This is a genomic window from Macrococcoides goetzii (genome assembly GCF_002742385.2).
Lineage (GTDB): Bacteria > Bacillota > Bacilli > Staphylococcales > Staphylococcaceae > Macrococcoides > Macrococcoides goetzii.
Map to the genome: position 1 here is coordinate 512940 of NZ_MJBI02000001.1, position 15271 is coordinate 528210.

The following is a 15271-nucleotide window of genomic DNA, read 5'->3' on the forward strand; positions in this document are numbered from 1 at the left end:
GTCATCACCAACAAAAAAACAAGCCCAGAGACATCTGGACTTGTTGAATTTATATACAAGCGATGCACTCCATTATTTTTCAATAATGACAAATCCATAGCTCTTAACCTGTGGATCCAACATAGCATTCACTGCAATAAATACTATATTTCGGCATCTCACCCTTTCAATAATTCATTTGCAGAATTACCATTACTTACTCATGATCGATGCGCCTCATCTGTTACATTTATTTAATTGATGTTTAATATACTACAGAAAGATTTTAAGATTGTAAAGTGTTTTGAGAAAATTTAAAAATAATAGTTTATTAAACAATACTTAAAACACTAAAAAACGTGTATTCATAAATGAATACACGTAGAAAATATTTATTTAAGTACACCTTGTTCCTTTAAGTATTCTTCATAAGTAATTTCTTTAGAAAGGTTAGCATTTAAGTCGATAACACGATTTGCAATTGTGTTAATAAACTCAAAGTCATGAGAAGTGAAGATGAGTGAACCTTTAAATGCTTTTAAACCATCATTGACAGAAGTGATACTTTCTAAGTCTAAATGGTTTGTAGGCTCATCAAGTAATAGTACGTTCGCTGATGATAACATCATCTTACTTAACATACATCTTACTTTTTCTCCCCCTGATAATACAGTTGCTTTTTTACGTACTTCTTCACCAGAGAATAACATACGACCTAAAAATCCGCGTAAGAAAGTTTCCGTTTGTTCTTCAGGTGGTGCATACTGACGTAACCATTCTACTAAGTCGATATTTTTACCTTCAAAGAATTCTGAGTTATCTTTCGGTAAATAACTTTGAGATGTCGTTACACCCCATTTGTAAGATCCTTCGTCCGGTTCCATTTCTCCAGCTAAAATACGAAGTAGGGTAGTCTTAGCAATTTCAGAATCACCAACGAGTACTGCTTTATCATTTGGATTCATCGTAAATGATAAATTATCTATAACTTTTACGCCATCGATTGTTTTAGATAAGCCTTGTACTTGTAGTAATTCATTACCAATTTCACGTTCTGGCTTAAAGTTAACGAAAGGATATTTACGGCTAGATGGCTGGATATCATCTAATTCAATCTTTTCTAACATTTTCTTACGGCTTGTAGCTTGTTTAGATTTAGAAGCATTTGCTGAGAATCGTGCAACGAAGTCCTGTAATTCTTTAATCTTTTCTTCTTTTTTCTTATTAGAGTCTTGTAACATTTGTTGTGCTAACTGACTTGATTGATACCAGAAGTCATAGTTTCCAACATAAATTTTAATTTTACCGTAGTCTAAATCTGCAATATGCGTACATACGTTATTTAAGAAGTGACGGTCATGTGATACGACGATTACTGTATTTTCAAAGTTAATTAAGAATTCTTCTAACCAGCTGATCGCAGGGATATCTAGACCATTGGTAGGCTCATCGAGTAATAATACATCCGGCTCACCAAATAAAGCTTGTGCTAAAAGAATCTTAACTTTCTGGTTATTTTCAAGTTCAGACATTTTCTTTTCGTGTAGATCATCTTTGATGCCAAGTCCAGATAATAATACTTGTGCATCACTTTCAGCAGTCCAGCCGCCCATTTCACCAAACTCACCTTCAAGTTCAGCTGCTCGCATACCATCTTCATCGCTGAAGTCTGGTTTCATATAGATTTCATTCTTTTCTTTCATGACATTCCAAAGCTTTTCATTACCACGAAGTACAACATCAAGTACGCGTTCATCTTCATAAGCAAAGTGGTCCTGTTTTAATATAGATAAGCGTTCGTCTTTCCCTAAAGAAACATGACCTGATTGAGAGTCAAGTTCGCCTGAAAGAATTTTTAGGAAAGTAGATTTTCCTGCACCGTTTGCTCCGATTAAACCGTAGCAGTTTCCGGGTGTGAATTTTATGTTTACATCTTCAAATAATTTTCTATCACCGAATCGTAAACTAACATTAGATACTTGTAACATTGAGTGGTCTCCTTTAATTTATAATCAGTAAGATTATAACATAGTTTGATAAGAAATAGATATTACTGATTTCTCTCTTACACAGATAGCTCTATTATACTGTTATTTCGGACGAATAGTTAAAAATGTGCTATAATGATTTATTGAAATAGGTATTTAACCTAAAGGAGAGACATATGGAGAATAAACAATTATCAGGAAGTATCGACTTTTTACGCGTCGATCGATTAGAAGGGTCTACGTATTACTTACTTGGACCGAATAGTGAAGTTGTAAAGTTAAATCAATCAGAAGTATTAGAAGATGATGAATTAGAAATTGGCGAGGATTATTCTTTCTTTGTATATCCAGGTCGTACTGGAGATTTATTCGCAACTCAAAATATTCCCGATATTTCAACTGACCGCTATGATTGGGTGAAAGTGATTAAGAAAGATAGAGACGGGGTTACGGTAGATATCGGTATCCCACGTGAAATCGTTATTCCATGGGAAGATCTACCGAAAGTAAAAGAAGTTTGGCCAGAAGCGGGAGATGAAGTATTTGCTTGTCTTCGTGTAGATAGAAATGATCAGTTATATGGACGTCTTGCAAGTGAAACGATGGTCGACGCCATGTTTACACCAGCACCAGAAGAGCTGTTACACAAGACGATCACAGCACATCCATACCGTTTATTACGTATCGGAACGTTTCTTTTATCTAAAGAGGGATATAAGATATTCGTTCATGAATCAGAACGTCGAAGTGAACCTAGACTTGGTGAAGCAGTAGAAGTACGTATTATCGGACATAAAGAAGATGGCACTTTAAACGGTTCATTTTTACCACTTGCACATGAACGTTTAGATGATGATTCAGAGCAAATCTTAAAGTTATTAGAAGAATACGGTGGTGAACTGCCATTCTCTGATAAGTCAGATCCTGAAGCGATAAAAGAAGTCTTTAACATGAGTAAAGGTAGTTTTAAACGTGCGATTGGCCGCTTATATAAAAACAAACGCATCGTGATTGAAGCGGATAAAATTAAAGCAGTAGAATAATACATTTATATATTGAAACCAAAACCAACATTGCCGGATACTCAAACTATCCGCAATGTTGGTTTTATTTATCATAATACCATCCTTGGTCATTATGATATATCATTTGTTTCGTCATGCCACCATCAATGACAAATTCCTGTCCTGTTATAAACGATGCATTATCACTGCACAAATAAAGTACCATTTGTGTAATGTCATTCGGAACGCCGACGCGACCGGCAGGATGTTGTAAGTTATTGCTGCCTGTAAATTCACTGTTTGTTGTATCGATCCATCCAGGTAATATCGCATTGACGCGTGCATGTTCTCTTAAACTTACAGCTAAAGCATGTGTTAATGCACTGATGCCACCTTTGGCAGCGGAATAGCTTTCTGTTTGTGGCTGGCTCATGAGTGCTCTTGATGATGAGATATTTACGATAGCAGCATTATCATTTAGATAGGGTAGTGCTTGCTGAACAATATAAAATGGGGCAGAGACACCAACTTGTAACGCGTAGTTAAATTCTTCTATCGTACAATCATTGATGCCTTTCATAATAGGAAGTGCATTATTGATAATATAGTCAATTTTCTTATGCTCACTGATAACCTGCTGAATGAATGCATCAATTACATTTGTATCTGATATATCGCCCTGAAAATAACATCCTGGCTGGATATCAATATCACAGACGATGGCCTTATTGTGTCTAAATGTATCTGCGATATGTTTACCGATACCTTGTGCTGCACCAGTTATAATGACAACTTTACCATTAATATTCATATAAACACCTCATTATTTAAGATTTAAACAAACAAACGCATAATACAATGGCTGTATTATGCGTTTGTAGTTTTAATTGTGCTGTTCAATTTCTTCAGTTAACTTTTCCAGTTCATCTATTAATGATCCGATGTAAGCAATCGTTTCTTTAAGCGGAGCATCAGTAGTAAGGTCGATACCAGCCATTTTTGCAAGTTCAACTGGTGGTAATGAACCACCTCTCTTAAGTACTTCTGTCCATTCCTGTACAGCTGGTTCACCTTCATTAAGAATACGTTGAGACATAATCGTAGAGATAGTCAGTCCAGCTGAATACGTATAAGGGTATAATCCCATATAATAATGAGGTTGTCGCATCCAAGTCAGTTCAGCACCCTCAGTGATTTCTACTGCATCTCCCCAGAAATCTTCAATTACTTTACGCTTAATACCGTTTAATATATCAGCAGTCATGGATTCACCTTTATCAACTAATAGATAAACTTCACGCTGATAAGCTGCTTCTAATAAATGCGTTACAAAATTGTGATAATAAGTACGTGATATAATCGAAGCGATAACCCAACGTTTAAATTTTGGATCATCGGATTCGGCCAATAAATAATTTGCCATCAGCATTTCATTCATCGTGCTAGGAGCCTCAACAAAGTATAATGAGCAGCTTTCATCAAATATATTTGTATTTTGGTGAGCAAGATGGAAGTGACCTGCATGACCTAATTCATGTGCCAGCACAAATACTTCTGTCATCTTTGAAGTCCATGAAATTAAGATGAACGGGTTCACCTGATACGGGCTTGCACAGAATGCACCAGTTGACTTTCCTTTATTCTGTACGAAGTCAATCTGGCGTTTGTCATATGCATCATTTACCATCTGCATATAATCTTCACCCATAATCGAAAGCGCTTTTTTAATATAATCACGAGATTCTTCTACAGTGATTTCTGGTTCGAAAGAGTCATCTAGTGATATCTTTAAATCTTCAAATTTCATTTGCTCTAAACCGTTAACTTTTTGCAGTAACTTTGCATATCGACGCATATGTGGTGCTAGTTCAGTCGTGATTAAATCGATTTGACGATTATATAGTTCACGAGAAACCTCTTGTGGTTGTAATAAATAATCAATCACTGAATCATATCCACGCAGTTCAGATTCGATTTTTTCTTGCTGAACGACCATATCATATGTTTTTGCTGTTGTATTTTCATATTTTTTTAACGTATCAGAGAATTTTCTGAATGCATTTCTGCGCATTTCTGTATCTGCGTCAACTTCAAGTTCACCTTCAAAAGAAACGTAACTCATTGGTATCTCTTTACCATGCGCAGAAAATGTGCCGAAATCAATATCCAGCATCTTAGTCGTATCATAAAGGTTATAAGGGGCACTGAATACTGGTGAGAAAGATGCAAGTGTCTTTTCAACTTCTGGATGTAACTGATGCGGTTTACGCGCGATTAGTTTTTCCAGATAACGTTGATACGCTGGTGTTTCATCTTTTAATTTGTTTAAAATTTCTGTATCTAGAGCAAGAACCTCTGACTCTACGAAAGTCAGTAAGCTTGCAATCATACCATAACTATTCACATATTTACTGTATAATTTGCCTGAAGTATCATCTGTCTGGTCAACACTAAACAATAAGGAAGCATAACTGCCTAAGTGATCCAGTTCTTTTTTAATTGCAGCATATTCATCTAAAGCAGATTCAATCTTACTAGTATCAGAAAGTGTCCCTGCGTATTCTTGATTGAATTGCTTCGTTTTTGCGATTGTTTTCTCAAGTTGCGCATAAAATGCATCATTTGAGTCAAATAATGTAGATAAATCCCAAGTTTGTTCAACAGGAACTTCATTTCTTTTCGGTAAACTCATATTCATTCTCCTTTTGTCTTTAACAGATTCATCTTTATTGAAGATGTTAATATTTTTATTATACGCTTTATTATGAATTTTTAGAAATCTTTTTAACAAAAGTGTTTTTCGTAAAATATTAAGTTTTTTTCTAAAGTTCTAAAGATTTCTTTAAATGATAAGAAATTTACCGAATATTGATTTTATATTTATAATTATAGGGTATAATAAGTTTTGTATTTTATATTTTGTATTTTCTAAAATTGATAAAGGATAAGAGAGTGATAAAATGATGACATTAAATACAATCAACTTCTATGAAATTCCGAACTTCCTATTAATCACTATTGTAGGGATGCTTGTTATTTCGTTAATCTTTGGATTAGCATTAGGTAGATTTCTTTTTGCACCGATCATTACGTTTTTATTATTAGCTGTTGCGGCGTTTATACTACCTAACTTTTACGATATTACTTACCAACCTTTACTTGGATATGCAGGCTTTTTAGCGGTTATTTCATTATTGCTAAGCATTTTATTCTGGTATATGACTAAAGATCATCGTAAAAATAAAAAGTTAAAACAAAAAGCAAAATTAGAGCAACGTAAATATGATGAAAATCAAAATCGTGCTGAAATGGAATCTGTGAAGCATCATGAAAACAAATTGAATCGTTAAAAGCTTAAAGAAGCGGTCAGGAGAATTCCTGACCGCTTTATTTTATATTGTAATCAAATATTTACATTGTATTAATAAATTTTATTCGTGGTTTACATCATTACATTAAACTTTAATTTATACATATAAAATCTACTAAATTATATACTTTGAGGAGAATGTCATTATGAAAAATGTAAGCAAAGTTATTAGTACTTTAGCGTTAACATCATTACTAGCAACACCTATTGCTGATGCACAATCAGTAAACAATTATGGACCAAATAGCAAGATTAAAGTTTCTCAATTAGCTCGCTATGATTCAAAGACTAAATTCGGTGAAAGCGGTACTGAAATTGTAAGTTATGATCCACAATTCAAACAAGCATACTCAATTAACGGTGCATTAAATGCAGTTGATATTTTAGATATGTCTAAATTATCAAAAGGGAAATTCACATTAAAGAAACGTATCTTATTAAAAGACCTTGGTATTGAAGGTAGTGATATTACAAGTGTTGCAGTGAATAAGAAATATCACTATATCGCTATCAGTATTCCTGCAAAAGAAAAAACAGACAATGGACGCGTTGCATTTTTAGATAAAGACGGTAAATTAATCAGTAAGGTTACTGTTGGCGCATTGCCAGATATGCTAACTTTCACGCACGATAGCAAGAAATTAATCGTTGCTAACGAAGGTGAACCGAATGATGCTTATACTGTTAATCCGGAAGGTTCTGTATCTTCAATTAAAGTCAATGCACTAGGTAAAGTGAAACAATCAGCAGTTAAGACAGTTAAATTCTCTAAAAAGATGATTCCAAGTAACTTACGTCAGCTTGGGCGCACTGCTGAAGAAAGCTTCTTAAATCTTGAACCAGAATATGTAACGATAGATGATAAAAATGAATTTGCATATATTACGATTCAGGAGCGTAATGCGATCGCAAAGTTTGATCTTAAAAAAGATAAATTCGTTAAAGTAAGAGGACTAGGCTATAAATCATATTTAAAGCATACAAGTGATGTTTCTGATAAAGATAAAAAGATTAATATGAAAAATTATCCGTTACTTGGTATGTATCAACCTGACGGTATTGCTCAAATGACGATAAAAGGTAAAACTTACTTATTAACAGCAAATGAAGGGGATTCGCAGGATTACGAAGGATATAGTGAAGAAACTAGAATTGCAGATATCGCTGATCAATATGATTTAAATAGTAAATATTTAAAAGGTACAGATATTAAAGATTTAGAAGATGACAAGCATCTTGGACGTCTTAAAACAACAACTTCTCAAAGTTTTGTTAATAAAGAAGGTAAATTCACTGTTCCTGTAACATTTGGTGGACGTTCATTCTCAATTCGCAATGCGAGTAATTTAGGATTAGTGTACGATTCAGGATCAGATTTTGAATCAATTACTGCAAAAGCAAATAAAGATACATTCAATTCACATCAGGAAGAACTTGGTAAAATTGAATTTGACTCAAGAAGTGATGATAAAGGACCTGAAGCTGAATCAGTTATAACTGGTGTTATCAATGGTAATACGTATGCCTTTATCGGTTTAGAAAGAACTGGCGGAATTATGGTTTATAACGTTTCAAATCCGAAGAAACCTGTATTTGAGACATATTTCAAAGCAAATGATAATGGCGATATTTCACCGGAAGGTTTAACATTTATCGATGCGAAACATTCTCCGACAAAACAACCGGTATTACTTGCAAGTCATGAAATGAGCGGAACAATTGCTGCTTATGAATTAACAGCTTTAAAGTAAATGTAATTAATTATATATAATTGAAACATTTATACATTAATAATGGAAAGCATAGAAGATACTACGAAATAGGTAGTATCTTTTTCTTCTGCATACAACTTCCGATAATATATATTATGTAAACTAAAAGGTTGAATAAAAACATCATATAATACTATATATACATTTATATTATATGATGCCTTATTTTGTACTTAAGATTAATTATTCAATTTTTATATCTTAATGATTAATTCGACTCACTAATTTTATCCGGTCCTTTTTGTAATACAATATTTTCTGTCGTTTCTAATTCATCTTCTAACTGATTATTTTTATTTCGTTTACGTTGTTTTAATTCACTTAATTTTAATCTCGTTTTTAATGCGGCTTGATATACAGCATATTTAGGTTTATTGATTGGCTTAATAAAGTCTCCGACAAGTTCTTCAATTTGAGCGTTAAATCCACGTTTAAATCGATATACGCCGTAATCTTCACCAGATTCACTGAAATCACCAGATACACCATAGAAGTTATAGCGATCAAATCCATGTTCAAAACAATAATTGATCATATACCAGTGCATTGCATATGGTCCCATGAATTTATTATATTTCTCACTAGAACCGCCAGAGAAATAGTTCACTTCGAAATGGTTTAAGAAAAACATACCAGCAGCTAAATTAAGAATATTACCATCAGTTTTACGTAATGTACTCATCTCTAATAATTCGTCTTGCATGTGATTAATTTCACGATCTAACTGTTCGATCTTCTTCATCTGCTTATCTGATTTATTTTCATTTGCCATCATCTGATCACGTTTTGATTCAGATGATGTAATATCATTTGATAATTTCTCAATATATTCATCAAGATCAATATACGCTAACGGTAATAGTACTTTATCTTCATAATATTGATGGAATCCTTCAAAGTAACTGTCCGGTCGTGCAATAAAACCAGCGCGTTGTTCCGTTTCACGATACAAATCTAAAAATACATCTAATTCATCTTTACCAAGCAATCTGATTTTGACACCGTATTTCTGTGCTTTTTTCACATTACGTTTACGTTGTGAATCAAATTGTTTCATTATTGAGTCTGGCGTTTCATCTTGAAGGTATAACACACTCATCCATCTGACTTGTGTGTCCATCGTATACCCTACTGAGAAACCGGTATGTTTATAGCCAAGCGATTTTAACTGATTAATAATCGCATCGTTTGTGCCATGTTCTTCTTTATAATTCACATCTTTATCGTACATTTTATATATCCAGTATGGATCTAGCTTCACATATAAAGCCTGATGTGTTTTTAAATATGTATCCAGCGATTTGAAGTAAAAATCAACAAGCTCTGAATTCTTATAGTTCATGACTGGACCACGGTTTGAATAATAGAAATAACTTCCGAATGTCGGTATTTTTGAAAATAGACTGGCAGCAATGACTTCGCCTTCTTCTTTAATGCCTAATAAAACAACTGAATAACCGTCAGCTTCTCTATTCTTTATGTTTTCCTGCAGTTGAAAATAGTGACTCATTTCAGTTGTATTCCAAATAAAATCAGTATATTCTGCAACCGTCAACTCAGTGAATTCCATGAAAATCTTCCCTTCAAATCTTATTTACGTATTTTCTTCATCGTTTCGTATACTTTGTAAACCGGTTTATTGATCGGCAACACAAAATCTCCGATATATTCAATAACGTCGGCATTAAATCCTTTTTTAAATTTGATTACACCAGCGTCTTCTGCATCTTCCGTGAAATCACCACTGATGCCATAGAAGTTATAACGATTAACGCCTGTTTCCATGGCATACTTTATCATATCCCATTGAATCGCATAACTACCTGCAAAATGTCTAAATTCATTTGATGTACCACCTGCAAGATAAACGACCTCAAATGGATTGATTAAATAGAATGCAGCAGCAATCGGTAAAGTATCGCCATGTTTTTGCTGTAAAGCTTTTGCTTCAGCGAGTTTTTCTTTAATGGCTGTTAATTGATTTTCGCTTGTTGTCAGTACATTTTTCCATTTCTTCGCATCAGGCTTTTTCTGAAGTTCTGTTTTAGCTTTTTCGATTTGAGCTTGTACATCAACTTCTTCGGCAATGAGCTCAGGTATATATGTAGAAAAATCAATATAAGCGAGCGGCATTCTCACACGATCTCCGAAATATTGTAATCGATTTTTATAGAATGCATCATCTCTATCAACAAACTCTTTTTTTCCACTTGTATCATTCATAAACTGTCTGAAGATATGCAGTTCATCTATTGAGAGATCACGTACCTTTATACCGTTTTTAATCACTTTTTTAATATTACGTTTACGTAGGCTATCCATATTGTTCAATACTTCTTTTTCTGACAAACCTGCAGTATTTAGTACCGAATGCCAGCGAATTTGATGAATTGGATCGAAACCAGTCGTAAATCCTTGGTGTTTAAAGCCTAATGTTTTTAAATTTTCAAAAATATCTTGTGTATCATAGCTTTCTATCACTTTACCTTCATGATCTCTCAGTTGATATGGCACATATGGATCGATTCTAAGATGAAGTGCTTTATGATGCTTTAAATAACGTTCTAATTCCTTAAAAAAGAATGTCACAAGCGCTTTATTGTGAAAGTCCATGACCGGACCACGATTTGAATAGAAGTATTTGAACGCCTTCATCACAGGTACAGCGGTGAAAAGACCGGCTGCAATAATATTTTCATTATCATCTGTAACACCTACGAGATGAACTTCAGCACCTTCTGCAATTTTCAGATCATAGTTAACTGCCATCTGCGTAAAATGACTATATGTCTGTTTATCTGTAAATTCTCCGAAAGCTTCTCTTGATAAGTTTATAAATTTCATGATGATTCTCCTTATTCGAATGAACACTATTGTTCATTAATCTCATGCACCATAATAACATAAAAGCATCTATTTAATCACTTCATAGCATTAATGTTTCATCTTTTAAGAAGATTTAAATGAAATTTACACTAAATTTGATTTAAATACTTATCTATTCACGCTTTTAACATTATTTTATCGTAAGCTTACTTAAAAGTGTGTTATAATTCGGTTATATAAACGAAATTATAACAATTCGTCTAAATAAACGGAATTATAACAATTCGCCTAAATAAACGAAGCGGAGGATTAAGATGTTATCTTTATTCGTAATGGATGTTTCAGGAAGTACTAAATACGATAATACAGAGGCAATCAGTAACACATTAGTGCATTTAACTGAAGAAATAGAACAGTGGACTAAGGACGTATCATTTAAGTATATTAATTTTCGTATGGGTGATGAATTATTTTTTGTAAGCGATAGTCTGTCAGCAACTCTTTTAACAAGTTTATATATAAAGTTATTATGGCCGTATAAATCACAACCGATTAAATTCGGAATTGCTGTGAGCAATGAAGAAATCCCTTCTGGTAACCTTGAACATTGGAATGCACCAATCATTAAACAGGCACGACGAAATTTAACTCAAATTAAACAGTCAGATATTACTGATTTTTATTTAACGATTGAGGAACAGGATGTTACGATAATTAATAATATATTATATCCCTATTTAACAGAAATCGTTCATAATCATTCTGAAATGCAGCAACAAGTACTGCTGCTCTCCTATGTATATGATCAGCAAAAAGAAATTGCACAAGTCCTTGGTAAAGGTATTTCAACCATTTCGGAACATTTAAAGAAAAGTCATAAGAAACAGTTAATGCTGATAGAAGCGGCTTTAGCTCAACTTGACCACAACAGCATGACTTTACATATCCAAAATACATTTAAGGAGTACGCATTATGCTGAAAATGATTTTAATCGGGATATTTATTCTGTTATTTATTATGTCAGGTCCTATCATTAAATGGATTTTAACGGCGATGAGTGAAACAAAGACGAAGCAGTCAGATAACGTAGGTTTAATGATTGGTTATATTGAAAGGCTACTGATCCTGATGTTTATCGCTTTTGGAGAATATACAGCGATTGGACTTGTTATCGCCAGTAAATCGATACTTCGGTTTAATGACCTTAAAGATGATAAACCAAATAACAATTTAGAGAAGATTGATAAGACAAGTGAATATATATTACTTGGGACGATGCTAAGCTTACTTATTGGTGTTGTACTCGGATTAATTTTAAGAAATCTGTTACTTATGAAATAAACCACATGGAGCATTACTCCATGTGGTTTATTTTTTATAATACTTTTACAAATGCCTCTGCAACCTCAACACTAGATTGAGGATTTTGGCCGGTCACGAACTTCTTATCTGTTACAACGTGTGATGTGAAATTCTCACCAACAACAAAGCGGCCACCTTGTTTTTCTAACTCTGATTGTAATGCAAATGGAACAACTTCATCTAGTTTCATCGCACTTTCCTCGTTATTTGTAAATCCAGTAAGTTTAACACCGTCTATTAAGTAGTTACCATCTTTAAGTTTAGCACCGACGAAAGCACTTGGACCATGACAAACAGCTCCAATGGCACGACCATCTTCTTTATAGAATGCAAGGATGTTCTGTAAATCCGGATTATTAGGTAGATCATACATCGTACCATGTCCACCCGGAATAAATACACCATCATAATTTTCAAATACAACGTCTCTCAATTTTAGAGAGTCCCCTAATTTATTAACGACATCGGCATATGTCTTCGTCTCATCATTGGCTACAGAGTTTGGATCCAGTGGAATTGCGCCACCTTTTATAGAAGCAAAATCTACTGCGATATTATTTTTCTCAAAAATTTTATATGGTGCTGCAGCTTCTTCTAACCATAGTCCTGTTGGTGTACCATCACTGAACTTCTCTTGATTTGTCAGTACCATTAATACTTTTTTTGTCATAAATAAAACACGCCCTTTCTCATGTAGTAACCACATTATAACGAAAAAGGACGTGTGTCTCAAAATATTCAACTTATATTTATCAGAAAATTCTAAATTTACATTTATACTAAATTACATCACTCAATACATATTGATATATTAATTTTTCCGTATTTTCAAGTGAAGTTTTATGTGTACGTTCCATCGCATGGCTTGATTCAATACCAGCACCAAATAACCCGTGTTTAACATCATAACCAGCGCTCATTGCAGCACTCGCATCACTACCGTAATATGGATAAATATCAACTTTATAATCAATTTCATGATCTTTACAAAGCTGAACAAGATGTTGTTTCAATTGATAATGGTAAGGACCTGAGCTGTCCTTTGCACATATCGATACCGTATATTCGTCAGAGGCTTGTCCATCACCTAATGCACCCATATCAACAGCAATATATTCTACAACTTGTTCCGGAACATTTGAGTTACCACCATAACCGATTTCTTCATTATTTGAGAAATAGAAATGGGTCGTATGAGGTAATTCAATATTTTCAGTCTTTAAATGACGTAACAGCTGGATAAGCATCGCCGCACTTGCTTTATCATCTAAATGACGCGATTTAATAAATCCGGATTCAGTAATTTCACACCTTGGATTGAACGTGATAAAATCTCCGACACTGATACCTAATTTTTCAGTATCTTCCTGAGACTTTACAATTTCATCAATACGAACTTCCATATGATCCTCATCACGTTTAATATCACCTGCGTCACGGTAAACATGGACGCTTGTCTCATGCAGACAGATTGTTCCCGTATACACTTTATCATTTGTATGAATTTCACAGTATTCACCTTCAACAGCATTCCATCTGAAACCACCGACCATCGATAAACGTAAACGCCCACTCGGTAGAATCTCTTTAACCATCGCACCTAACGTATCAACGTGTGCCGTTAAGTATTTATGACGTGTATCATCCTTCCCGGGCACAGTAATCAATACCCCACCCTTATTCGTTTGTTGTACTTCGTAACCTACTGAAGATAATGTTTCTGTCACATATTCAATTGCTTTAAATGCAAAACCTGAAGGACCTGGAATATTTACTAAACGCTCAATCTCTTGCATCGTGCTATTTACATCTGGATACATTTTCATTCTCCTTTTCAAATTTACTGATAATTTAATCTTATCTGATAATGAAGGGGAGTACAATGGTTGATAAGAAAAATACAAAAACTTTCAGTTAACTGCAAATTTCTAACGAAAACCCAAAAACTTTCAGTTAATTGAAAGTTTCCTTTCGTATTTATTTTATACATATTCATATATAATAGTATTAATAGAAATTACCAGAAAATTTTAAAAAATGAGGTAAAATATGATTAAAATATCAAATGAGGATAATCAATATAATTTTGAAAGTTTGTCACAGCAAGAAAAAGAAAATTTATTCGAATCAATGTTAGAAAATATTGGAACAACTGATGGATATTTAAGAGACAATATTTATTTAATGAGACTTGTAGAAATGCTGGAAAGTGAACCCTTTACCAATGAAAAACTTATTGCTTATACTGAAATATGTTTAGAGCAAATCAAATATGGTTTAGGTGAGATTAATTCTGATTCTGTATTCAAAAGAAGCTTTAGTGCACTTGTGTTATACTTTTTAGTTGCTATCAATCCGCAGCGTAATTTTCTATCTAATGATTTAAAACAACAAATCATACACGAGAGTATCTATTTATTTAAGAATGAACTAGATATTAGAGGATATGTCGAAGGTAAAGGATGGGCTCATAGTATTGCGCATTACTCAGATTTGATTGCGGGTATAGTAACAAGTGATTTCTACGATTCAAAATATAATGAAGAAATATTAGATGTTCTGAATATCAATCTTCAAAAATTAAATGTTGATAAATCGTGTTATATTGATGATGAAGAAGAACGAATGCTATTTATTGTATTTGCGATGCTTGATCAACAACGTATTTCTGAAGAAGCATATATTAACTGGTTGAATGATAGTAATAAGACAATGTTAAATCAAACTTCAAAGAATCTAGAAGGATTCAGAATAAGAACTAATTATAAACATTTCTATCAAAGTATGTACTTCAGAGCTAAAGGGATGGGTAAATATAAAAAGTTAGTGAAACAATTAGAGGTAATAATTAATGACTTATTTGTAGAAATGTTTGTGAAATAAAGAGTGAGTTATAGTCTGAACCAAACAAGGACACTGATAGAAACTTATCAGTGTCCTTATAAGTTTATCTCTACAATTTAACCTTT

Annotated in this window: 13 protein-coding genes and 1 riboswitch; of the genes, 6 read left to right on the forward strand and 7 right to left on the reverse strand. The window is 33.4% G+C overall.

All coding sequences use genetic code 11. From position 1 onward, the window contains the following. Positions 1–54: 54 nt before the first annotated feature. Positions 55–228: riboswitch (Lysine riboswitch) on the reverse strand. Positions 229–371: 143 nt separating this feature from the next. Then, on the reverse strand, positions 372–1967 hold the full coding sequence (locus tag BFS35_RS02760) for an ABC-F family ATP-binding cassette domain-containing protein (protein WP_099578068.1): 1596 nt from the start codon (positions 1965–1967) through the stop codon (positions 372–374). Between the two features lie 176 nt (positions 1968–2143). Between BFS35_RS02760 and BFS35_RS02765 the strand changes: the two genes are divergently transcribed. After that, positions 2144–3010, forward strand: a complete 867-nt coding sequence (locus BFS35_RS02765) for a CvfB family protein (RefSeq protein ID WP_096076522.1) — start codon at positions 2144–2146, stop codon at positions 3008–3010. A 64-nt stretch (positions 3011–3074) separates the two neighbouring features. Here BFS35_RS02765 and BFS35_RS02770 read toward each other — a convergent pair whose 3' ends face one another. Further along, entirely contained in the window at positions 3075–3782 is a 708-nt protein-coding gene (locus tag BFS35_RS02770) for an SDR family oxidoreductase (protein ID WP_099578066.1), read from the reverse strand. A 72-nt stretch (positions 3783–3854) separates the two neighbouring features. After that, complete coding sequence (gene pepF, locus BFS35_RS02775; protein ID WP_170137299.1) at positions 3855–5669, reverse strand: oligoendopeptidase F; 1815 nt, start codon at positions 5667–5669, stop codon at positions 3855–3857. Positions 5670–5931: 262 nt separating this feature from the next. On the opposite strand from pepF, the gene BFS35_RS02780 reads away from it, so the two are divergent. Then, positions 5932–6321: a hypothetical protein gene (locus BFS35_RS02780; protein ID WP_240628334.1), complete on the forward strand. Its 390-nt coding sequence runs from the start codon at positions 5932–5934 to the stop codon at positions 6319–6321. Between the two features lie 166 nt (positions 6322–6487). After that, on the forward strand, positions 6488–8092 hold the full coding sequence (locus BFS35_RS02785) for a choice-of-anchor I family protein (protein ID WP_099578062.1): 1605 nt from the start codon (positions 6488–6490) through the stop codon (positions 8090–8092). A gap of 229 nt (positions 8093–8321) precedes the next feature. Here BFS35_RS02785 and BFS35_RS02790 read toward each other — a convergent pair whose 3' ends face one another. Together BFS35_RS02790 and BFS35_RS02795 are read right to left on the reverse strand one after the other, a co-directional pair. Beyond that, entirely contained in the window at positions 8322–9683 is a 1362-nt protein-coding gene (locus BFS35_RS02790) for an aminoacyltransferase (protein WP_099578060.1), read from the reverse strand. 20 nt (positions 9684–9703) lie between these two features. Then, on the reverse strand, positions 9704–10957 hold the full coding sequence (locus tag BFS35_RS02795) for an aminoacyltransferase (RefSeq protein WP_099578058.1): 1254 nt from the start codon (positions 10955–10957) through the stop codon (positions 9704–9706). A gap of 296 nt (positions 10958–11253) precedes the next feature. Between BFS35_RS02795 and BFS35_RS02800 the strand changes: the two genes are divergently transcribed. Both BFS35_RS02800 and BFS35_RS02805 read left to right on the forward strand, forming a co-directional pair. Continuing rightward, on the forward strand, positions 11254–11919 hold the full coding sequence (locus tag BFS35_RS02800) for a sigma-70 RNA polymerase sigma factor region 4 domain-containing protein (protein ID WP_099578056.1): 666 nt from the start codon (positions 11254–11256) through the stop codon (positions 11917–11919). Continuing rightward, positions 11913–12281, forward strand: coding sequence for a hypothetical protein (locus BFS35_RS02805; protein WP_240628335.1), 369 nt, complete (start codon positions 11913–11915; stop codon positions 12279–12281). The genes BFS35_RS02800 and BFS35_RS02805 overlap by 7 nt, the downstream gene beginning before the upstream one ends. Positions 12282–12315: 34 nt before the next feature. Here the strand turns inward: BFS35_RS02805 and BFS35_RS02810 are convergent, their stop codons facing one another. Both BFS35_RS02810 and BFS35_RS02815 read right to left on the reverse strand, forming a co-directional pair. Next, entirely contained in the window at positions 12316–12972 is a 657-nt protein-coding gene (locus tag BFS35_RS02810; protein WP_099578052.1) for a type 1 glutamine amidotransferase domain-containing protein, read from the reverse strand. 109 nt (positions 12973–13081) lie between these two features. Continuing rightward, positions 13082–14122 carry a M42 family metallopeptidase gene (locus tag BFS35_RS02815; protein ID WP_099578050.1) on the reverse strand — a complete coding sequence of 347 codons (1041 nt, stop codon included), beginning with the start codon at positions 14120–14122 and terminating at the stop codon, positions 13082–13084. 229 nt (positions 14123–14351) lie between these two features. Between BFS35_RS02815 and BFS35_RS02820 the strand changes: the two genes are divergently transcribed. After that, positions 14352–15185: a DUF2785 domain-containing protein gene (locus BFS35_RS02820; RefSeq protein ID WP_099578048.1), complete on the forward strand. Its 834-nt coding sequence runs from the start codon at positions 14352–14354 to the stop codon at positions 15183–15185. Positions 15186–15271 lie beyond the last annotated feature (86 nt).